This is a genomic window from Porcincola intestinalis (assembly GCF_009696445.1).
Classification (GTDB): Bacteria; Bacillota; Clostridia; order Lachnospirales; family Lachnospiraceae; genus Porcincola; species Porcincola intestinalis.
On sequence record NZ_VULZ01000002.1, the window covers coordinates 285,108 to 307,797 of the forward strand.

A 22,690-nucleotide genomic window follows, 5' to 3' on the forward strand; every position below is an offset into this window, starting at 1 on the left:
AGATCACTGTATCTGCTGAAGTCTGCTTCAGCCGGACCGCTCCCCGGGGAGCGGTCCGATTTGAAGAAATCGAATGGCGATTTCTCAAGAATCCGATCCTTTGTCAGATCGACTACCAGATATCCCGTATCATCGCTTCCTTTCCTTCCTGCCCCTCAGCAGAAGAACCGCAATCGCCCCCGCCGACAACAGCAAAAGCCACAAATAACCGGCCAGCATGCTGTTGTCTCCGGTTCCGGGAGAACCGGTCTTCGATGTATTCGATCCATTCGGTGTCCGGTTCTTTTTCTGTTCCTTCGGCTGATCAGGTGTATCTGTCCCGGTATTGGTGACGGTAAATCCCGCCTTTGCGTCTCCTTCAATTGCTGTCGTATATCCGTCTACCGGATCTTCCGCAATTGTATAGACGATCTCATTTCCGTCTTGATAACAGTTCAGATGATCAAAGCTTCCTGTCCAGCCGCCCTCTCCGCTGAGCACAAGCTCGTTTCCCGTATCTTTTCCATCTGCCAGCAGATGGATGGTCACACTCTGAGGACGGTTTCCCGCCTGATCGTCCTGATCTGCCCACACTTTTCTCACAGACAGGCTCATTTTTTCCGGCGTATGAGCGTTCGTCACATTATAACCATCATACGCAGCTGTATACCCGTCGACTGCATCCTCCTTTATCGTATACTTGATTTCCACTCCGTCCTTGTACTTCGGCAGGCTTCCGAAGTTCCAGCGCCAGCCGTCCGCCTCGCTCACAATTCTGGCGTCCTTCTCTTCACCGTCCGCCAGCAGCCGGACCGTGATCTTCTCAGGCCTCTTCCCGTCCTGGTTGCGATTGTCGTCCCACGTCTTGCCACCGCTCACCTCAACCGTCTCCGTCTCGTGCGTATTGGTGATGATGATACCATGTTCGGCATCCCCTGTCACCTCTGTCGTGTATCCGTTGACCGGCACTTCCTCCACACGATACTGAATTTCCCGGCCATCCTGGTACTGATTCAGATCCGTGAATTCCGCGGTCCATCCATGATCAGCCCTCAGCTCCGCTGTCCTGCCGGTCTCCTGCCCATCCGCCAGCAGCTTCACAGTGACGCTTTCCGGACGGATCCCATCCTGGTTATCCTGGTCTTCCCACACCTTAGAAACCTTCACCTGCGTCTTCACCGGCTGATTGATGCTGTTTTTTACGGCGATCTTATCCGTTCCGAAATCTTCCGGCTTCACCTCCACCGGACTCTCCGACAGGACGTACCCTGCCGGCGCCTCAACTTCAATGATCTGGTAGGTGTCCTTCAGCAGCCCGCTTACGCTTCCTGTTCCCGTCGCGTCTGTGGTGATGGTTCCAACCTCCGAGTTGTTTGCTACCCGTACCACACGAAACTTTGCCCCCGCCAGCGGCAAACCGTTCTCATTCTCTTTATGAATCGTAATTCCGTACTTATATCCTTCCGCAGACCCGCCGGCCTCCAGATAGGTCAGATTAAAATGTGTCTGATACGGCTGAATCTGGCCTCCCTTCAGGGCGGCATCATTCTCGACGACCTCTCCATCGCTAAGGCCGTAATTTGATTGAGCTTTATACCGTATGACAAATCCATCTGGAGCAGCTATGTTTCCGAGGTTTATCGTCATGGATGATCCGTCAGAACCCCAGCTGATGGCATAGTTTCCAGTGACAGTTTGCTCGTTTTTCAGCTGCCAGTCACCGTGCTCTGCCACCCATGTCCCCTTATAGATGACGACGGATGACGTGTCAAACGTAATCCCATTGCCTTTGATCTGGTCGGTGATGGTTACATTCTGAATAGCCTGCCCGGCTGTGTTTACAAGGAGCTGATACTGCAGCGTCGTGTGATCTTCGCTCGATAAATCAGATAACTGCCAGCCGCTTTTATTAATGGTGCTCTTTTGTGGTTCGCCGATCCCTTTAAAATGGATATCGCCCCCATAAACCGTCTTCCCGCTGACATCGAAGTTAAGAGGAATTGTTTCCTCACCGCTCACCTTGTCTCTGTCCATCTGCACATAGAAGAAGAAACTTCCAGATACATCCGAATGGTTCTCCGCATAATCCGTATAAGTCAGGGTGATGTTTTTTGCTCTTCCATCAATCACTGCATGCGCAACAACATTACTGCTTCCATCCTTGATGTCAAACTCCGTTGTCTGATTGAACTTCAGCTTCTCCGGCAGCGTGATCACGGTTGTGTCGCCTTCATGAACCGTAAGATCAGGAAGCTTGAACTCCGCATTCAGCCGAAATACCTGCCACTGGTCGACATCTCCTACTGGTCCGCTTCCATCCTTCAAAAGCGCTTCCAGGCTGGTAATGGCAGAATTCTGCACCTGCGGTCCTCTTCTGCCTGCAGACGCCTCGGTGATTGGCGCCTGATTCCAGGCATCTGTTCCGGAATCTCCTTCCGTTGTCTGGTCATGCGGCTCCGATTCGCCGGCAGTTTCCGGCTGCGCAGTCTCCCCCTGCGCTTCTGTCGTACAGCCGCCCGCTTCCTGCGCGGTCTCCCCCTGCGCCTCTGTCGTGCAGCCGGCAGTTTCCGGCTGCGCAGTCTCCCCCTGCGCTTCCGTTGACCTTCCGTCCTTCTCCTTTGCAGTCTCCCCTGGCGTTTTTGTCTTCCCTTCCGTCTGTACAGGTGTGATGGCCTGTCCCGCGTTCGCTTTCTCCGTTTCCTTTTCGCTGTTTTCGTTCGTTTCTTCCGATACTGCCTCCTTTGAAGCACCTGTATGCAGCGTCATTTCCGCTGATGCGGACATCCCGCCAGCCAGCGAAAAGACAAGGCACAAAACAAAAAGCAACGAAAACGCTTTCTGCAACCTTTTCCTCTGTGTCATCGTGCATCCCTCCATACAAAACCCGCTCCCTTCATCCCAGACGGTGGAGCCTGCTTCCTTTCCATTCAGTTTACTCTCAGGCCACAAACGCCCCTCAAACGGATTCTCTGTTTTTATCCCATTCCGGGACACTTTCGCGAAACTTTTTCGCCCAATCTTCTTCCACCCCTCCTCTTCTGTCTGTATCCCCTGGTTTTTTGACCGATAAAGTCCCCGGTTTTCGCACTTTCACGATCACAGATAAAAGTCCCATCCCACCCGGCTGGGCTTCGAGTCAGAAGCAGTCCAGCATCAAATATCTGCTAATATTTATTCGTAAATTATCTGATATAAGTTTTCATATCATGTTAAATAATGTGCTAATATTATCTAATGCAGGCATAAATAAAGAAAACTGCTACAAATAATTTGAAAGAAGGGAACGAACGTATGAAAAAAAGAAATGTTGTTCTTAAAAAAGTAACAGCGTTGCTTTTAACAGCCTCGCTGACCGCCTGCTCGCCAGCGGGATTGTTCAGCTTACACGCTGCAGAAGCACAAAGTGAGACAACAACCGAAACAAACTCAGCGCCCGGATCGGAATCCGAGCAGCCGGCTTCCGCACCAGCCGCAGAAACAGCGGGCAGTGCCGTAGCTGAGCAGAAGCAGACAGAAAGTCCGACCGGGACAGCAGGTACATCTGAAGCCGCCACAGATGGACATAAGCAGACGCCAGAAACAGCACCGGCAGGAAGTTCAGAAACGTCTCCTGAAACCAGCAATGAAACGGTTCCGCAAGCCGGCAGTGAAACGGTTCCGCAGGACGCGTCCGAAACAAACAGCGGATCCGGCGAATCGCAGCCTGCCGAACCGGCCGGGAATACAGAAACCGCGTCTGAAACAGATTCTGAGTCGGAGCCTGAATCGAAGTCTGAATCAGAAACAGACACGGAAGAAATGAAACTGATCCGGCAGACGCTTCAGGCCACCATCTATACGGATGGGACATTCCGACAGCCCGGCAGTGATGATGGCAGCATTACGCTGTCCGGCGTCATGCCGGAGAACGCTTCCGTAAAAGCATATCCGGTAAGTGTAAACATCGGCGGGCAGAAAGTGCTGGCAGCGTATGACATCACAATCCTGTATACGAAAGACAATGAAGAAAAAATCTACGAACCGCAGGAGGGCGCGATTCAAGTTGCCATCACAAACTCCGCCGTGTCGGCAGCGATCAGCAATGGCAGCACCGACCTGATGGTATATCATCTGGCAACCACTCAGGCGGCACCGGCAGAGGTCGCCGCAGCCAGCATGAGTGCGGATACGGTCGTATTTGATGCGGATAGTTTCTCTATTTATGCTGTAACCGATCCGGTTTCACACTTTACTCAGAAATATACCTTCCTGGATGCAAACGGAAATGTGTTTGCTGAGCATATTCTTTCCGATAATGAGGTGCTTCAGAATCCGGGGACTCCGACGGATGGTCATCAGCGTTTCAAAGGCTGGTACACGCAGGACGGGAAAGAGTTTAACGGCTTCGGACAGACGGCTTCCCAGCTGAACGGAGGTTCTCTGACAGCGGACAATGAGAGCAGTCCTGTCATCCTGCAGGCGAAGCTGGTCAAAGAGATTTCTGTATACTTCATGTCATCGTCCGGCGATGATGCATCTGTAATCAATACCCAGACCTATGCGCCGGGAGATACCGTGAAGGCAAATGATCTGAGGGATCTCTTCAAAACCGCCCGGAGCGAGCTGATGGGCTGGTCCGTCAATAAAAATGCCACGGAACCGGACAGTAAAATCGTCGCTGGTGCAGAAGATCTGAACCTGTATCCGGTTGTCGGCGATATCCACTGGGTTGATTTTGACTCCAACGGAGGCACACCGGTGGAATCGAAATACTATCACTGGAATGAGGTAACTGAAAAGCCTGCGGATCAGCCGACCAAACCCGGTTATACGCTTGAAGGCTGGTACACACAGAAGGAGAACGGAGACCCGTATCAATTCGGAGGAAAATTAGACAAAGACATCACCCTGTTTGCTCACTGGGAGCCAGCAAAGACATCCCATTACAGAGTTCTTTATTACATCCAGACCAACAATCCGAAGCACGATTCAACAGCCCCCTATGTCCTGTATAAGATTACTACAGAAAAAAATGTTCTGACGGATTCGGAAATCAGCGCAAAAAGCTACTGGGATAAAGTTGCCCAGTCGGATGATTTCACCCAGAAGACACCCTATTATGGAATGCTGACTTTCAATGAGAAAAAGTCAACGGGTAAAACAAAAGTCGAGGCGGACGGCAGCACAGTCATCGAGCTTTACTTTGACAGACAAAACATGACGCTGCTTTTCTTTAACAGTTATGCAGCCTGCAAAAATTATGCAGATACCGGAAAATCCGCCGACGGAGACGTCAGGATGCGGTTTACCGGACGGTTCGGGTCCTATTTTGAGGATGACGGACTTACACCGGGCGACGATAATCCATATACCGGTGAAGGAAAAACCGGTTACTGGCTCCAGTATGATCCCTCCAACTGGATATGGGAGTTTAGTGATGGTTTCAATTTCGGCGGCGCCATCAAGAGCGATACGATGCTGCTATATCCGGAGGAATATTCGAACGGATCCAGATATGAAATCTACGTCGAAACAGTTGATCATCATGATGAGCAGTGTACCGCCTACAGGGATCCCAGCCATTATCAGCTGAAGGAACGTGGGACGACAGGGGCCGGTTATTTTGCATTTACCCCGAAGGACTGTGCAAAAACTTACTATGGCTATCAGTTTGGCTATCGGAATAATGATGATGACAACGGGGAAATTAATTGGAATGATCAATGGGATACCAGCCTTTCAACCTACATTCGTGCCCGTTTGGACAGCAGCAAAACACTGGTCGTTCTTGAAAAGCGCGCTGTACACACGCTAACATTCCGAAATGCAAAGACAGATTACTCAGAAGCCAGGGATATCAAGTCTGTGCAGTTAAAGTACGGGACTCCGCTTGCCTCCTTTGCCGAAGAGGCTCCGGTTGTGAGGCCGGACGGACTGTCCGACTATTTTGTATTTGACGGATGGTATAGGGATGCTGATTTCATCCAAAAGGCAGATTTTTCACAGCTTAAAATGCCTGGTCATGACTATGTCCTGTATGCGCACTGGGTTGCAAAAGATGTGAAGGTTGTATTCCATCCGGAAAACGGGCAGGCTTGTTTTACAGTCCCGGCAAAGGCAGGGCAGCTTGTAGCGCAGCCTGAGAAACCGGTCCGGGACGGTTATTCATTTACCGGCTGGACCGATGCAGATAACCATCCGTTCAGCTTCGCCTCCCCGGTCACAAATGATCTCGATTTGTATGCGTCCTGGGCGAAGGACACCAAAGGATATAAGGTTACCTACGATCTGAACGGTGGCAGCGGTCCGGTTCCGACAGACAATACACGCTATGCGGAAGGGTCCAAAGTGAAAGCTGCGTCTTCAGACGGACTTGTTCCACCGACAGGCAAAAGCGCATTTCTCTGCTGGACAGATCCGGACGGTAAGGGTTATTTCCCCGGCAGCAACATTACAATGAAAGGAAAAGACCTTATCCTGAAGGCACAGTGGGCCGACGAACGGACAACGACCCTTACTTACGATTATGCCTACGACCATTTGGCGAAATCGATCGTAATTGATGTTCCGAACAGTCGATACAAGATCATGGAGGAGGATCCTGAAAGAACCAATTTCAAATTTCTTGGCTGGAGTGCTCCTGACGGCACGGTCTACAAGCGCGGAGATGAGATACATATAGATACTCTGGAGCCCGAAAAGAATGTCCTGACGGCTCAATGGAAGCGGATTTCCTACACCATCACTTACAATCCGAAGGGCGGTAAGTGGAAAGACGGAACGTCTGGTCTTTACGATGAAACGTATTCCGTTGACACAGCGGCCATGATTGTCACGGCACCAAAGCGCAGCGGATACACCTTCCTGGGATGGAATACCGGATCGGTCACATATCAGCCGGGTGATACCTACCACGAAAAAGATGAAAATGGTGCATTCACAGACGCAACTCTGACTGCACAGTGGAGAAAAAATACCCCGGATTCCAATCAGACAGATACAAAGCCGAAAGAAGATTCCGGGAAAACACCGAACACCGGTGATGAAAACAATCTGTCAATGTGGTTCAGCCTCCTGATCGCAGCAGCTGCTGCAGCAGTCTGGCTTGCAGCGATCAGGAAACGCAAGACGAATGATCACTGAAAGCAGCAGCTGGGAGAAAGCTAGAACAAACTGAAAAAAGAATGCAGAAGGAGACCGGGATATATGCCCCGGCCTCCTTCTGCGTCTATGAGTGCTCCTGACACTCTGCACCTGCGAGAGAGTTAACTTGCTACCCCTAAAGTCGTCTAATCTGTGCTCAAACCGACTTAAACATTGAAAATGAATACTCAAGAATTATTCCCGATGAATTTAATATGCTTTCGTTTTACCCATATACCGGTCCGTAATACTCACAAGCCCTTATATCTGCACCAACGCTTCCTTTATCACCGAAAGCTCCCCATACATGAGGTCTAAAAATCCTGTCCTCGCTCACATTATGCATAGTCACTGGGATCCGGAGCATTGCACAAAGTGTGATCAGATCCGCCCCAATATGCCCGTACGTCCATGCTCCATGGTTTGCGCCCCATTCCGACATCATCGTATACGTATCACTGAAAGCACCTTTCCCAGTCAAACGCGGTGCGAAAAATGTGCTTGGCCATGTCCTGTCTGTTCTCTTGTTTATCTTGTCAAAAACATCAGTCGGCATAACAACTGTGTTACCCTCAGCAATTTGAAGAGTTGGTCCTATGCCATCTACCAGGTTCAGTCTTGCCATCGTGACAGGCATCTCTACGTTTGTGAGAAAATGTGACGAAAAGCCTCCTCCCCGGAACTCTGTAAGGCTTGCCGGGCACCAGTCTGTCATCTTCAGGCAGTTTTTCTCATCCTCCTCCGTGACTTTCCACCATTTCTTCATGGCTGGCTTTCCCTCTTCATCGATGCTTGCACCGCAGCCATCGAGACATGTAGAGCCTGAATTGATCAAATGAATAAACCCATTTTCAGCCTTGCCTGTTGGGTCCCATCCGGTTACACGCTTCAAAGCTGAGGGACTCCAGTAGCACCTGACATCGGAGAATCCTGCTGCCTGGCCTGTCAGAAGGTTTTCAAAAAGCATGGCTATTCCATTATTGTTATCCCCTTCTGTAGCAAAAACAGCAGGCTGTCTGATCCCATTCCAGTCGAAAGTAGAATTCAGAATCGCCTCTGTGAAATCTGCATTTGGTTTCCAGTCTGTCCATGCACGCTGCCCCTGAAATCCAGCAAATACTGCATTCTTCCCAAGTGCCTCTTCCTTCCACTTTCCGTCATCCAGCTGTGCAAGCTTTGGATTGCCAAACATGATGTCCCTTATAACAAGCGTCATTTTAGCAATAAATTTCCATTCTTCTTCCTTCTGCTCATCTGTATGTTTCAATTGAGGCAAATTTTTATCAAATCCCTCCGGGCAGTTTGCCTTGATCCAGGAAAGAGCCTTCTCATATTCCTTGTGATCGTAAATCCCATACTCGATTCGCCTCAGAATTTCCGTCATATCAACCCATTCCGGCCGGATCCCCAGATAGTGAATCAGAAACTTTGGGTCTATAAACGATCCCATGATTCCCATAGACACGCCGCCAAAGCCGACATATGATTTGTTTCTCATCTCACCGACAGCGATGGAGCACTGCGCAAAGCGGAGAATCTTTTCGGCAACATCTGCAGGAATGGAATCATCTTCCATGTCCTGAACATCCCTGCCATAAATTGAAAATACCGGAATTCCAACTTCATTGTGAGCAGATAATGCCGATGCAAGATATACTGCACCCGGGCGCTCCGTTCCGTTAAATCCCCATATGGCCTTGATGGTAAGCGGGTCGATATCAATGGTTTCCATAGGATAGCACCAGCTCGGCGTCACAGAAAGCGTGGCGACAACATTCGCCCTGCGAAATTTTTCCTGACATCTGGCCGCTTCTTCGCTTCCGGATATACTTGTGTCAGCAATCACGCACTTTGCCCGTGTTCCATCCGAATAAAAAGCATGTTCCGAGATCAGCTTCATGGCCGCCTGTGCCATTGAGGCAGTTTTCCCCTCGAGTTCATCCCGTATCCCAAGTCTTCTGGCATCAATAATCGGTCTGATTCCAATTACTGGATATGATTTCATCCCCTGACACCTCGCTTTCCAGTCAAGCCTTATATGATCTGCTGTAGTCTGAATAAGGTCCACTAAACACATAGCGAAGGTACGCGACAGAATTCTTCGCATCTGTATCCAGTCTGTTTTCATCGGCATGATGGCTCAAATCACGCCAGATCTTAATATCTGAACCGACAGTCCCTCCCTCCTGAACAAAGGGCTCCATCACCACCGTTTTGTCATAGCCAATATCCCTGAGTGCTTCGCCAATCCGATACCAGTCCAGTCCACCTTTCCCTGGAAGCCTGCGGTTATTTTCCCCTACATGAAAATGTCCAAGCTGCTTTCCTGCGAGTCGTATCGCACCGCACATATCATCTTCTTCAATATTCATATGGAAAGTGTCCAGCATGATCTTTACAGAGGGTACATCTACTTGATCTACAAACCTTCTGCACTCCTCACATGTATTAAGCAGATACCCCTCGAATCGATTCAGCACTTCAAGGCAGAAATCGATTCCCCTGTCAAAGGCTTCTTTTCCGACAGTCCGGACATTTCGTACACTCGCTACCCAGTCCCCCTCTTTGTCAATTTTTTTTGAATAATCAACCGGCCAGTAAGAATAGATTCCTCCTCCAATCGTATGAATATTCAATATTTCAAGTTTTCGAAGAAGATCAGAATAAAACGCAATGGCATGTTTCTGTATATCAGGATCCTGACTTCCGAGGTTTTCAGAAGCCCCTGGCCCATATCCAGCAGTCAGCACCACCCCTTCATCTTCAGCCATACGTCTGAATTCGCGCAGTTGTTCATCCGACATCTGTTTCAGAATGGCGCAGGATATTTCAAGCGTATCAAATCCGAGCTTCTTTACCTTTTTCACATACTTCGTCTGGTCGCAGTTCCATTCCTTCTCCCAATAAGCAAAATATATCCCGTATCTCATGTGCTCCCCTTCCGAACAAGTTTAATTCTGAAGTCTAATCATTTTTACAATTTCAAGATGAGGTATGGTAATCGTCATCTTTCCGTCCGATGCCTCACACGGAAGTTCCTCTCCTTCCGGCAGACTCACAGCTTTTACATATGCAGTCGGTATGGTGATATGAATATGATCAACAGGAACAACCGGTGGCTCCTCCTGTTCATTGATCACTGCCAGATAGTCCTTTCCTTCTTTTATCCAGTGAAGTGTTTCCACATATTTCGGAGCGTCCGATTCCAGTGACAGACTTCCGGCAAGTTTTTTAACCATCCTGAAGAAAACTAGCCTGCTCATATAGGGTTTCGAAAGTTCGATCGGAGCCGCCGTCCATATGATACGGCCATGTTCGAGTTTCTTCTCGATGGCGGCAGGGTGATCTGTATAAATTCCGGGCGGGTTTGAATGAATCGCCGCAAACCGACCAGTCCCAGTCATTGTATATGGCAGCGTTAGTTTTGCCAGTATGGTCAGATCTGTCGGGTTCTCAATCTCAACTGTTGTCTGCCTCATTGGAACTGTCAACGGAGCCAGATGACTGAATCCTTCAAAGTACTGCATTCCTGCTTCCGTCGGGCTCATATAGGTAAAAGTATGCTCCGTACGCCCAGTTACTCTGACTCCGAGAAGCTTCTGCAGACGTTTGCTTCCGATCGGCCCACTGATCAGAAGATTTCCACCTCTCAGAAGATACCTTTCAATTGCATCCATCTCTTCCGCACGGATATGGGAAACATGAGAAAGGATCAGTACTTTTGATGGATCGTCTGCAATATTCCTGGATCCAATAACTGAAAACGGAATGTTTTCTGCCCTCAGTATGGACGCTGCAGATACCGGAGCATCCAGATACACACCAGGCTCGTGCAAATGTTCACTGATCTCTTTCCCTGTCTCATCCGGTGAGTATTTAGCATGAGATGCCAACCAGATGGAGACATCATGTATCATCTTCCCACCGACATACGGCTCATATTGTGAAGTTTTCTGGTATATTTCCTTCATTGTCCTGTGATAGACATCCGGAACAATAGAGCCATCCGGATTGATGGCATCTACCAGCAGGAATGCCCCATTATGAACCAGCGCCGTGATTACATGAAGAAATAGCTCATCCCTAGTTTTTGTTGTCGTATGATAAGTCAATTCGGGGTCACACCGCGAAGTATGGTAAACAAATGGAAGACGAGGAGAAACATTCTGATAATATTTATTTATGAATGTCTGTTGCAAAAACCCTCCATAATAATCACCGCTTGCTACATCTGACGCATCCATCAGCTCTTCAGAAACGCCATCGGACCACGGCATTGTGATCCTTGAAAACTGATGTTCCACTATTACATTCGGGCGTATTTCTTTCACTGCTTGTGTAGATGCCTTGGCAAAATCTGTCATCCACTGATCTCTCCGGTATGCATATTCCAGAAAATCCGGGTTGTTCCAGTCGATCATGCGCGGCAGTTCCTTTCCTGTCTCTTTGAAATATCTTTCACGGCAGGAAGGGCAGAAGCAGATATCCGGCCAGAACGGCATATCAAGAAATATTCCATCGAATTCATAATTCTGGCATAATTCCTGAAGGCTCTCACGAACATATTCCCGATACTCCGGATTGTTCGGGCAGACAATACCGTATCTTCCTGTTCGAAAATTTGATAGATTTCTGTATTCCCTGAAGCATTTTCCATCCGCACAGACCATCCTCCATGATAAATGGTGCTCGTAAGCCCAGTTATCAAATATCTGCGAATAATATGCAACAACCTTGATTCCTTTTTCATGGCACTTCTGAACCATGTCTCCGAAGAAATCATATCCTTTCAGATTTTTATGCATCTCTCCGATTCTGGTTGGATAGTAACACAAGCCAGTATGCGGTTTTGCCTTGACCATCGCTGCCTGAATACCAGCATCTTTTAACGCATCCACATACTCTTCCGTATTTAGATGACTCAAGTAAACCGGATTGTCATCTGCTATGTGCATGTCCATCAAATTCCTTCTGTAATTTCCGTCTGTCCACATATGTCAGTTAACCTCTTTGTTGTCATGATTAAACACACTCATGTTTTCCTGTTCGATGTTTACCGTGTGTTCAATGAAATAACTTGGGCTGACACCTAAATATCTCTTGAATGCCTTACTAAACACAAATATGTTCGAATATCCCAGCTTCTGTGCGATCTCTGTTATATTCTCCTTTCCACTCAAGAGAAGTTTCTGTGCTTTCTCCATTCGCATCATAATAATATACTGATGCAGCGATACCCCCAGGCATTCACTGAAGCTCTTCGTAAGATAATTTGGCGAAACTCCAATATGAAATGCGATTTCATCGTTGCTTAACTCTTCATCCACCGGTACTGAATTCAGAAAATTGACCGTCTTTTCCACAAGTGCCCAAGCCTTTTTGTTTTTCAATTCGTCCATCTTTTCCGGCTCTGCAGAGCGCAGTGTCATGGCTAGAATCATCCTGCAATACTGCTTGAGAAAATATTCTCTCCCTTCTCTGTGGTCCATGAACTCCGCGCGCATCATCAAATATTGATGCATAAACTCCTGTCTCAATTCCTCGCTGAAGTGAGAAATCACCGCCTCGTTCTTCATTAGAAGTTCCTTCTGCGGTACGATGTTCTCATCCTCGCTTCCGAGAATATCGTGATTCGGAATAGCAGTTCTTCGTTTATCCTCATAGAAATCAAAGTGAAAAATATACTGCGTCAGAAGCTGCTGATCCCGCTGTATAATCATATGGGTGAGCAATGGAGGAAAAAGGATGACGTCCCCGGCTGTCAGAGTATGGCTTACGCCTCCGATAATAAAATCAGCACTTCCTGAGACAAGATACGTGAAAACATGATCCAGGTCTCTCCACTTCCCAGTAAGACCATAGGTTTTCTTTACTCTCATCATCCGAATATAAGGATCGATGTCTCTGATTTCTTCGTAGGTCAACAATTTTCTCTCCTTATCCTTTGACTGCTCCTGCCATCATCCCATGCATAATCTGGTTATAGAAGAAAAGATAAATCACCAGCACCGGAAATGTTGCCATCGCCAGGCCGGAAAGAAGCAAGGTATAGCTCTTCATGTACTGGGATGTGAAATACGTCAGCCCAATCTGGATAGTTTTCAGCTCCTCTTTGCTGATCAGAACCTGCGCAAACGCGAACTCATTCCATACGTGCATGAAGGTCAAAATAACAACTGTTGAAATGATTGGCTTGCAGATCGGGAAAATAACCTTCCACATGGTCTGCCAGAGGTTTGCACCATCAATTGCCGCCGCATCTTCTAGTTCCGTGGAAAGTCCTCTCAAGTACCCATCAATCAGAAAAACAGACGTCGGCAGTTCCATCATCACATATACCGGAATCAATGAGACTCTTGTATTCAGAATTCCGATTTTTTTCTCCTGGATGAAAATTGGCACAATCAGTGCATAGATCGGAATCATCATCGACGCAAGAAGCAGTCCAAATATGATTCCTCTTCCCTTGAATCTATATCTGGAGAGAAGATACCCCATAATAAATGAAATAAAGAGAACAAGGATTAGTGACACAATGCTGTTATAAGCTGTATTGAATAAAAACGTTCCAAAATGGGCTTTTTTGAACGCCTCCACATAGTTGCTGAACATCGGATGCAGTGGAAGTGACATGGGATTGACTGCAAACTCCTGGTCTGTCTTGAGCGAAGAGTATATAAGCCAGACCACCGGGTAGATACATGACAGCGACAAAAACATAATCGGGATATTTACAAGAAGATTCCATCCTGCATTCTTGGCTTTTTTCTTACTCATTCGTATATCTTCCTTCTCGTCATGACAAACTGCAATGTTCCGGCTATTGCGAATGCAAAAACCAGAATCGCTACGGCAATTGCAGCTCCCATTCCAAAGTTTCCATACCTGAATGTATATTCGTAACAGTACATTGCCATCGATTCAGATGATCGTCCTGGGCCTCCATTTGTAAGAGCCACCAGATGATCGTAAATCTTCATCGTTCCGGAAGCACACAGAATGATGCAGATCTTAAACGAGTCCCAGATCATGGGCAGCGTAATATAAATCGATTTTTTAAAACCTGTGCATCCATCCAGTTCCGCACTTTCAAAAATTTCTTCAGGAATGGCCGCGACTGCACTTAGCATGATGACCATGTACAGTCCGATATATTGCCAGATTACCGGCACAGACACCGATCTCAAAACAATGGAAGGATCTCCCAGCCAGTTTTTCATCAATCTGGATTGCCCGGTCGCACGCAGGAATGCATTGAGCAATCCATTGTCCCCATTGTAGATAAATCTCCATACATAACCGACAACAACCGGAGCCATTACCACTGGGAAGAAGATAACTGCCCGGTGAAATGTTTTAAAGCGCAGCCGGCGGATCGTCATCAGAAAACAAATGACCAACGCGATTCCAACCTGCCCGAGGGTACACACCAAAGTCAAATATAAGGTATTACCGACCACAAGCCAGAAATCCGCAGTCTTAAACAATTTGATATAATTTGCAAAACCGATAAATTTTGGTGAGCCGACTCCCTTCCACTTCGTCAGACTGTAATAAACAGAATTGGCCAACGGTCCGATCATTACAGAAACAAATGCAATAAAGGGAATCAGAACAAGTATGTATACGAAGATTTTCTGCTTTTTTGTTCTGATCTCTCTCGTATTCATCCCAACCTCCGAGAAAGGGCACATCCATGCATGGTTCTGCATCTATGTGCCCTTTTCAACCGACAATGATTACACTATCGGAATCTCTTTACATATTATCTGTTCTTTCATCCACCACATGTAAGCAAATCTGATTTACATGTTCTTATCATCGACTTTCATCGAGAACATTCTGACAGTCTTCTGCCATTTGCTCCGGCGTCATGGTTCCTGCGATCAACTGCTGTGTATCTGCATAAAGTGCACCTGATCCAATCTCTGCAGGAAGGGCACAGTCAAAGATTGTATGATTCTTCATTGTCTTTGCCAGATTATAATATTCTGCAAACAGTGGCTGCAGGCTGGACATATCAAAATCATCTGCTACCTTACCCGATGAGATAAATCCCTGATTCAAAGCATCTCCAGCATAATCACCTGTTGTGACAGCCTTCAGAAATGCAAGTGCTGCGGTCAGATTGTCACCTTCGAGGTTCGAGCTGATCACATAATTCCATCCTGCTCCAGATGCGGTGTCTTCCTTGGTTCCTGGTTCACCCTCAACCGCAGGCATCAGCCCGCAGTGCGTTGCAGAAAGAACATCGGCCGGTGCCTTCTGAATCATCGTACCAATCGACCACGCACCATCGAAAAACATAGCCGCCTTCTTATTGTAGTACAGGGAGAACATCTCATCCTGATTGATGGCATTCATGTCTTCATTGAAATACTGTGCAAGAGACTGGAAATCGGTCAAAGCCTTCACAAACTGATCGTCTGTAAATTTTGCTCCTTTATCCTGTGACAGTGAATCAAACCAATCTTGGTCAATGTAGCGGTATGCGAATGTGTTAAACACGGCTGACTCAGCAAGCCACTGGTCTTTGTTGCCCATGGCAATCGGGATATAACCTGCATCCTTAAGTTTCTTGCAATCTTCCTCCAACTCCGTAAAAGTCTCCGGCCAACCATCAATGCCCACTTCATCAAATATGTCCTTGTTGTAAATTCCAATGCAGTTCGCCTGCATCTGGAACGGAACGCCCCATTCTGTACCATCAAATGTACAGTCTGTAAATGCACCGTCAATATAACTGTCACGCCACTCCTGATCCTGATCAATCAGTTTATCAGCCGGCTGAATCAGTCCACCGTCTGCGAATGTAGGAAGCATATCTCCTTTCGTTAACCACACATCCCCCAGCTCGTTACCAGCCATCTTCGTTGTAAGCTTTTCCTGGTAATTATCCGAATCAGTGAATTCGAAATCAATCTTGACATTCGGATTCTCTTCCATAAACTTGTTCGCTGCGTTCCAGAAAGCCTTGGACGTTCCGCCACCATCTTCCTCCATAAAGTGGAAGAGTGAGAACTCACCTTTTAAATCACTCGTTGCCCCTCCCTCTGTTTCAGATGCAACTGCCGCAGGTGCGATCACCCCTGCGATAAGGGTTGCTGTGAGGATCCCTCTGACCATTTTTTTGTTCATATTTTCCCTCCTTTGTTTGTTTCTATTCGGCGTTAATGCCAAACATAAATGAAAGTTCTGTTTAAATATTCTATAATATTGCATTATATAGACTCATTATTTCTCTTTAATTCGTTATTTTACCCATAATATACTTATAGTGAACTCGTTTGTACATGTCATGTTCACTCTTTATTTATCATTTTCTACTCTTTTTCTCACGTCACTTATTCCGACTTTGGACTTATCCCGAATTTTTGCGGCAAAGCGCTTCCTTTTAGGAAAAACATCAAAAAGTCGGGATAACTTTCTATAATGGAGTTTATCGATTCTAAAAAAGGAGCTTCGTTATGGAGAAAGATATTTTATCTATTGTTTCATCTGCTAATGAACTGCTCATTAAGATATGATGGGCTGGCAGAAGCGACAATATGTGCTTGCTATAAGCGAAGTTGTTATCTGATCCTTCGTAAATATCAAGAAAAAAAGTTCGGACACTAATACACTATCGGAACACAGGTGGTTTTCAATATGAAACTGTCTACTCAGGAGGCATGAGTACCCACTATCATGGCAGAAGCCTCCAATTTTTTCCAATACGTAGTATCCACCGTATGGTAAAAATTTTGCAACGATAAGATATGAGTTTAATGCTTGTTAATCAGTTACTTTTTCTGTCCCCACAAGAATTCCTTTACTTTGCTGTAGTAGATGCACAGAAACCTGTTGTCGTCAGCGGTCATGTACAAAAGATAATCTTTTTATCAAGAAAGTGGTAAACGGGATCGGCATTGCCACCCAAGCGGATGAATGGTAGATATGATCTGAACAAGGTGTCAAGAAAAACCAGAAGCATTGACTGTGTAACGATCGATGCTCCTGGCTTTTTCATCTCAATATAGAATTTAAATTAAGAACTTCCCATCCTGAAAGATCAGTTTGTCATCCATATACACCTTTGCATTCTTCCGGGTATCTTTGATAATATCCCAGTGAATTGAAGAGTAGTATGCTCCATTATATGGACGTCCAAGAGCCATGTGACACGTACCGCCAATTTTCTCATCAATTAGAATGTCAGTCGTACATATATTAATGAAAGGATTGGTTCCGAAAGCAAATTCTCCAATACGATTAGAGCACTCATCCGTGGCAATGATCTTTTTAACGAAATCCACGTTATCATCCGCCTGCACTTCAGAGACAACCCCATCTTTAAAGTGAAGTTTCAGATTATGGATGACCTTCCCACCAATGGTTGCCGGGAACTCGAATGATACATATCCCTTCACAGAATTCCAAATTGGTGAAACATTCATTTCCCCGTCCGGGATATTAATCCTGTTATCGGAAACAATCCATTTCTCTCCCCCATAATCAAACTCAAAGTCTGTTCCATCAGCTAGCAAATGTATATGTGAGCCATTATCCAAAATATCAGCTACACGTTGCCATTGTTGCACATGTTCTTTCCAGTCAATGTTGCATGCATTAAAAAACATGTCCATCATATATTCATAACTGACATGTGCCTGCTGGGCAAACCTTTCATTCGGGACTCTCACGAGCCCCCACCGTGTATTTTTCCATCGCAGCCCAGAAATAACCCCCATTGCACTTTGGTAGCTGGCAATTTTTTCAGACTGTATATCAAAGCACTCACTTAAGTTAAAAGCCCCCCGTAACCCAAGATAACAGTCAGCCCACTCCATTCCATATTTTTCTATTTCCGGGACCCAGGAGATCTGATCGTTGTTTCCGTATTTCAAAATTGCATGCTTAATCTCCTCAGTCATAAACTGAATCTGCGCATAACCACCTGCTTTAATGCACGCTTCATAAGTTGCCAACGCCAGCGGGTATGTCTCCGTTTCATACATCATGATCATCAACTTTTCCCCTGGCTTCATCTGTAACGACCAATTAATCAGCATATCGCCGAGCTTCTTCCACCGCTTATCTGTCTCACCCATGTACTCGCCTCATTTCCGGTCTCTGAATGCCTTCACAGTGTCCATGAACTCCCTAACCCTTGCCTCATCTGTAAGGTTCTCAAACTTTCCATCAATCTTGAATGTTGTTCCAACTACTGCCCCGTCTGCAATCGAAAGAAACTTCTCGATCGTATTTACACGACACCCCGTATTAGCAAACACTGCCGTTTCCGGAACTGTCTTCTTCACTTTCTCAAGAATTTCTGGATTTGTCGCACTTCCTGCAGTCGCCCCTGATACACACAAGACATCCGGTCTGCAATTAAACACTGTCGTCTTTGCAATAGATTCTATTGGTCTGTCTACCAGATACTGAGCCGCCTCCGGAACAATATTGAACATCAATCTAACATTTTCAGCACCAATTTCATGTTGATGACGCACAACTTCGCCGCAGTTCGTATTCCATAGCCCAAAATCGCTTGCATACACTCCTGTAAATATTTCTCGAATAAATTTCGCATCTGTTGCAGCTGCAAGGTCAAGGGAAGCAATCGGATCCCACAGACAATTCACTCCAAACGGAACTGAAATTTCATCTTTAAGCTCGCCAATAATCCTTGCCATACACGCGACTGTTTCAGTCCGAACTTTTGTTAAGTATGGTAAACTAAATTCATTGCTAAACATTACGGCGTCTACTCCACCGTTCTGCAGCGCCAGTAGGTCATGACGAGCCTTATCCAATACATCCTTCATCCCCTTCCCTTTATCATAATAAGGGTCTCCTGGCATTGCCTGTAAATGGCACATTGCGATAATCGGCTTTTCTGTCCCATAGACATCCTTAATCCAACTCAAGCTCATCCTCTTTTCCTCCTGTAAAATAATAATATCTGATAGCAATGATCCGCATAATTTGAAAATTCTTGCTCGTTACCATAACTCATGCATGATATCTTTGTTTCTCTCATACAACTCCCGGTAAATCGTTTTCAGATGCATATAGGTTTCTTTATTCTCGTTTCTCGGAGAAACGATATAGTGGGTTGTTACCAGCTTCTTAATATCGTCCGGCGACCGAATACTCCCTACAGCAAGTCCTGCCAATAATGCATCCCCATATGAAGCTCCAATTGTGATCTTCGGTACCTGTTGCGTTATATTGCAAATATCACTGACAATTTGCAACCATAACTTACATTTTGTACCACCTCCAACTGCAGTCACAGTGTCTATACAAAAACCCGCTTTTCTAAGCAATTCCAGATTCTGATCAATTCCAAAGCCAACCCCTTCCAAAGCTGCATGTACAAGATGTCCCCGTGTATGACTGAGGTTTAACCCAAAAAACACGCCCTTAGCAAACGGATCCATGATTGGCATCCGCTCACCTTGAAAATAAGGCAATACTATTAAACCGCTACTTCCCGGTGGAACACTCTCAGCTTCCTGAAACAACTCATGATAAGCATCTATTCCTGCATTCCTTTCTTTGATCACCAGATCTTTCGCAAGCTGATTTTTGATCCACTTTGTTAATGAGCCAGTCGTTGCCATTCCTCCTGTGTAAGCATACCTGTTATCGATCGTGAATCCCGTTCCCCACAGTGATGAATCCGTTACTGACTTATCAGTAACATGCGAATAGAACGCAGTGGAGCCATACATAAGCATCGTATCCCCCGGATTCACAACACCAACACTTACCGCCTCGGCTCCGGCATCCGTTGTCCCGCAGATCACTGGTGTTCCTTCACATAATCCGGTTTCTACCGATGCTTTCCGGGTAACCCTTCCTATTATCGAGTATGTACTATTTGCTACATGTGGTAGCATCTCTTTCGGACAGACATACTTGCACATGTCATCGTCCCAATCCTGTTTCTGAGGATCAAACATTGGTAATGCGCTGCTTGCCGAATACCGATCAACATAGAAATTTCCGGTTAATCTTGCGGTAAGGAATCCTGAAGCAAATGTGACATGTTTTGCTTTTGCAAATAATTCCGGTTCATTTTCCTTAATCCAGAGAAGTTTGGGGCCGAAGTGTTCAATCGTACATTCAGTTCCGTATCGCTTTCTCCATGTATTGGCACCAATATCTTCATTTAATTTTTTCACTTGCTGCGTGCATCTTGTGTCAATCCCGTACAGAATCGCATTCCTGAGTGGTTTACATTGTTCATCAACAACCGTAACAGCTGCCATAATGGTGCTTATCCCAATACACGCGATCTCCTCTGCACTTCCATGGATCTGGTTAAGCAAGTCGAGACAAATACTCGTAAAATCTTCTAACCATTCTCCAATGGGGTCATGCTCCGCAAATCCGGGAGCCGGAGATATAATCTCATGCTCGCGGGATGCAACTGAAAGTACATTTCCACAAAGGTCTGTTAATGTTCCCTTCGTCGCAGAAGTTCCAACATCCACGCCTAAAAGATACTTTTTTCGCATGTTTATCTCCTTCAGATAGTTTTTCTCGCTTAGCTCGCCGCGCTGCCTGTTGTTTGCACTGCTTTATGCTGGCCTTTTTTCTGGCGAATATAATCTGTCAGGAAATTCAATGCTAATACTGCAATTAACAGGAGCCCCCATGTAAACTCTTTAAAATAGCTGCTCAAATGCATCATATTGAAACCAGATGACAAGAATTGAAGGGAGAGCAGCGCAAGCACCATGCAAGTCACCTTTGCATGTCCTCCATTCGGATTTGTTGCCCCCAGTACAGCACAAAGAATAGCCTGCATAACATATGTCACCGCATAATCAGCTTTTGCAGCATTGGTTCTCATGAGGATCATAATCCCGCATATTGAACTGACTACCCCGCTATATAAATATGCTTTTGTATAAACCTGGCTGGTATTCATCCCTGTGAAATGACTCGCTTTCGGATTCGATCCCACCATCTTCGCCTCAAATCCGAAACGGGTTCTGTGCAGTAAAAATGCGGTAAACATAATCACAAGAATCAAAATCCACATACTATAAGGAATGGCGGCCAATGTTGTTGCCCCATATCTTGTAAACTGTTCTGGTGCGCCATTGACCGAATGCCCCTGCGTTAATATGATAGATATTCCCTCTATTATTTCCGACGTTGCCATTGTTGCCAGCATCGGTACGATCTTGATCTTTGAGACGACTAACCCGTTAATAGCACCAAAGAAGCAGCCAACGCACAGTGCAACAATAATCCCCAAAATCACAAAACAAAATAGCTTTATTCCTGAGAAACCATTCGTTGTCGCATATTTCATGATCTTTGCTGCCAGTATCGCGGACAAATTTCCAATAGAGACAACAGATAAGTCAATCCCGCCCGTAAGCATCACCATCATCATTGCCAGGGAGTATAATCCGAGCTCCGGGAGTTGGTAGCACATTGATGTCAGATTACTGGACTTAGCAAAATTTCCGTTTAATACAACCATGATCACAAATATCACAATTGTAATGGCAAGCATTTTCGCAACATCCGGGTCAAATGATCTCACAGCAGTCTTTTTCATTGTACCGCCCCTTTCTTGCCCAATATCTTTGAAAACAGAGTACTTCCAATTTGAGTTTGCGTAACGAGCCCGACAAATATAATCAATCCTGTTACAAACCCCTGGTAGTAGGACGGAACCCCGATCATAATCAGGTTGTTCGATATAAACTGCAGCAATAAGACACCAATAAGTGTACCAGATACAGTGCCTTTCGCCCTTTGTGAAGCTCCGCGTCCCAATACAACCGCTGCTATTCCGTTCAGCTCCTGTCCCACCAGATCCGTTGGCATAGGCAAAGAACAACGTCCAAGACAGTTGTGTACCACACCACCGATTCCGCAAATAACACCTACTATGATAAATGCTATCAAACGTGTCTGAGATACATTAATGCCCGCCCTCTTTGCCGCATCCGGGTCTCCACCAATTGCATAAAGTTTGCGTCCAAAAACCGTATGTTCCAGAATCAGATTCATCAGAACATACATGCCAATCATAATGATGACGGCCAATGGAAGTTGCGTTGCAACTCCACTTTTGTACGACGCTGATAACAAATATGTCGTTCCAAAGTCAACCGCAGACTTAGGGATATCATAGATGTAGGATGATCCGACGAATGCCAGAATAGCCCCTTTTAAAAAAGTTTGAGTTCCGAGGGTGGCGATAAACGAAAGGATATGCAATTGATCAATTAAAAACCAGTTGAGAAGTTGCAGCACAATAGAAATTCCAACCGCTGCCAAAAATATAACCAGGAGAGGAAATTTTGTAATACTTTTTTCGTGTAACGCAAAGAAAACAGCGTATGAAGAAAACGCTCCTATCATACAATAAGACATGTCCAGTTCGCCAATTACCATAACAACCATAATCGCTAATGCGAAGATTGCCGGAACCGTACATGTTCTGGCCAGCGAATACAAGCTCGCGACTGAGAGGATGTCATGGTTCATTACGCCAAAGACAAGAATTGTTATTACAAGCAAAGCAAATAACGCAAATTGGCTTGTCTTACAGAGTCTTTTCATATGATTC

Annotated in this window: 14 protein-coding genes; 1 reads left to right on the forward strand and 13 read right to left on the reverse strand. The window is 46.0% G+C overall.

The window, feature by feature from the left end; translation table 11 throughout:
- Nucleotides 1-129: 129 nt before the first annotated feature.
- On the reverse strand, nt 130-2,841 hold the full coding sequence (locus tag FYJ35_RS03515) for a Cna B-type domain-containing protein (RefSeq protein ID WP_205839690.1): 2,712 nt from the start codon (nt 2,839-2,841) through the stop codon (nt 130-132).
- Nucleotides 2,842-3,270: 429 nt separating this feature from the next.
- On the opposite strand from FYJ35_RS03515, the gene FYJ35_RS03520 reads away from it, so the two are divergent.
- Nucleotides 3,271-7,101 carry an InlB B-repeat-containing protein gene (locus FYJ35_RS03520; RefSeq protein ID WP_154523195.1) on the forward strand — a complete coding sequence of 1,277 codons (3,831 nt, stop codon included), beginning with the start codon at nt 3,271-3,273 and terminating at the stop codon, nt 7,099-7,101.
- A 226-nt stretch (nt 7,102-7,327) separates the two neighbouring features.
- Here the strand turns inward: FYJ35_RS03520 and FYJ35_RS03525 are convergent, their stop codons facing one another.
- From FYJ35_RS03525 to FYJ35_RS03580, 12 genes are all read right to left on the reverse strand, one after another.
- Entirely contained in the window at nt 7,328-9,106 is a 1,779-nt protein-coding gene (locus tag FYJ35_RS03525) for an L-fucose isomerase (protein ID WP_154523198.1), read from the reverse strand.
- Nucleotides 9,107-9,128: 22 nt separating this feature from the next.
- Nucleotides 9,129-10,031 (reverse strand): D-psicose 3-epimerase, encoded by a 903-nt coding sequence (locus tag FYJ35_RS03530; protein ID WP_154523201.1) that lies wholly within the window; start codon nt 10,029-10,031, stop codon nt 9,129-9,131.
- Nucleotides 10,032-10,052: 21 nt separating this feature from the next.
- Nucleotides 10,053-12,062, reverse strand: coding sequence for an alpha-L-fucosidase (locus FYJ35_RS03535; RefSeq protein ID WP_205839691.1), 2,010 nt, complete (start codon nt 12,060-12,062; stop codon nt 10,053-10,055).
- A 36-nt stretch (nt 12,063-12,098) separates the two neighbouring features.
- Nucleotides 12,099-13,025 (reverse strand): helix-turn-helix transcriptional regulator, encoded by a 927-nt coding sequence (locus FYJ35_RS03540; RefSeq protein WP_154523207.1) that lies wholly within the window; start codon nt 13,023-13,025, stop codon nt 12,099-12,101.
- Between the two features lie 13 nt (nt 13,026-13,038).
- A complete protein-coding gene (locus FYJ35_RS03545; RefSeq protein WP_154523210.1) occupies nt 13,039-13,878 on the reverse strand; it encodes a carbohydrate ABC transporter permease in 840 nt (279 codons plus the stop codon).
- Nucleotides 13,875-14,771 carry a carbohydrate ABC transporter permease gene (locus tag FYJ35_RS03550; RefSeq protein WP_205839692.1) on the reverse strand — a complete coding sequence of 299 codons (897 nt, stop codon included), beginning with the start codon at nt 14,769-14,771 and terminating at the stop codon, nt 13,875-13,877. Before FYJ35_RS03550 ends, FYJ35_RS03545 begins: the two co-directional genes overlap by 4 nt.
- 148 nt (nt 14,772-14,919) lie before the next feature.
- The gene (locus FYJ35_RS03555; protein ID WP_205839693.1) at nt 14,920-16,239 is read right to left on the reverse strand and encodes an ABC transporter substrate-binding protein; all 1,320 of its coding nucleotides are present in this window, start codon (nt 16,237-16,239) and stop codon (nt 14,920-14,922) included.
- An 884-nt stretch (nt 16,240-17,123) separates the two neighbouring features.
- A complete protein-coding gene (locus FYJ35_RS03560) occupies nt 17,124-18,191 on the reverse strand; it encodes an aminopeptidase (protein WP_154523219.1) in 1,068 nt (355 codons plus the stop codon).
- Nucleotides 18,192-18,200: 9 nt separating this feature from the next.
- A complete protein-coding gene (locus FYJ35_RS03565; protein WP_328597032.1) occupies nt 18,201-19,019 on the reverse strand; it encodes a BtpA/SgcQ family protein in 819 nt (272 codons plus the stop codon).
- 69 nt (nt 19,020-19,088) lie between these two features.
- Nucleotides 19,089-20,612, reverse strand: coding sequence for an FGGY-family carbohydrate kinase (locus tag FYJ35_RS03570; protein ID WP_154523221.1), 1,524 nt, complete (start codon nt 20,610-20,612; stop codon nt 19,089-19,091).
- A gap of 29 nt (nt 20,613-20,641) precedes the next feature.
- The gene (locus tag FYJ35_RS03575; RefSeq protein WP_154523224.1) at nt 20,642-21,670 is read right to left on the reverse strand and encodes an ABC transporter permease; all 1,029 of its coding nucleotides are present in this window, start codon (nt 21,668-21,670) and stop codon (nt 20,642-20,644) included.
- The gene (locus tag FYJ35_RS03580; protein ID WP_154523227.1) at nt 21,667-22,683 is read right to left on the reverse strand and encodes an ABC transporter permease; all 1,017 of its coding nucleotides are present in this window, start codon (nt 22,681-22,683) and stop codon (nt 21,667-21,669) included. Before FYJ35_RS03580 ends, FYJ35_RS03575 begins: the two co-directional genes overlap by 4 nt.
- Between the last annotated feature and the right edge of the window lie 7 nt (nt 22,684-22,690).

Bases quoted from the DNA above. Each gene is read 5' to 3' on its own strand.
- FYJ35_RS03515 (WP_205839690.1), bottom strand. From the start codon at position 2,841: ATGACACAGAGGAAAAGGTTGCAGAAAGCGTTTTCGTTGCTTTTTGTT.
- FYJ35_RS03520 (WP_154523195.1), top strand. From the start codon at position 3,271: ATGAAAAAAAGAAATGTTGTTCTTAAAAAAGTAACAGCGTTGCTTTTA.
- FYJ35_RS03525 (WP_154523198.1), bottom strand. From the start codon at position 9,106: ATGAAATCATATCCAGTAATTGGAATCAGACCGATTATTGATGCCAGA.
- FYJ35_RS03530 (WP_154523201.1), bottom strand. From the start codon at position 10,031: ATGAGATACGGGATATATTTTGCTTATTGGGAGAAGGAATGGAACTGC.
- FYJ35_RS03535 (WP_205839691.1), bottom strand. From the start codon at position 12,062: ATGGACATGCACATAGCAGATGACAATCCGGTTTACTTGAGTCATCTA.
- FYJ35_RS03545 (WP_154523210.1), bottom strand. From the start codon at position 13,878: ATGAGTAAGAAAAAAGCCAAGAATGCAGGATGGAATCTTCTTGTAAAT.
- FYJ35_RS03550 (WP_205839692.1), bottom strand. From the start codon at position 14,771: ATGAATACGAGAGAGATCAGAACAAAAAAGCAGAAAATCTTCGTATAC.
- FYJ35_RS03555 (WP_205839693.1), bottom strand. From the start codon at position 16,239: ATGAACAAAAAAATGGTCAGAGGGATCCTCACAGCAACCCTTATCGCA.
- FYJ35_RS03560 (WP_154523219.1), bottom strand. From the start codon at position 18,191: ATGGGTGAGACAGATAAGCGGTGGAAGAAGCTCGGCGATATGCTGATT.
- FYJ35_RS03565 (WP_328597032.1), bottom strand. From the start codon at position 19,019: ATGAGCTTGAGTTGGATTAAGGATGTCTATGGGACAGAAAAGCCGATT.
- FYJ35_RS03570 (WP_154523221.1), bottom strand. From the start codon at position 20,612: ATGCGAAAAAAGTATCTTTTAGGCGTGGATGTTGGAACTTCTGCGACG.
- FYJ35_RS03575 (WP_154523224.1), bottom strand. From the start codon at position 21,670: ATGAAAAAGACTGCTGTGAGATCATTTGACCCGGATGTTGCGAAAATG.
- FYJ35_RS03580 (WP_154523227.1), bottom strand. From the start codon at position 22,683: ATGAAAAGACTCTGTAAGACAAGCCAATTTGCGTTATTTGCTTTGCTT.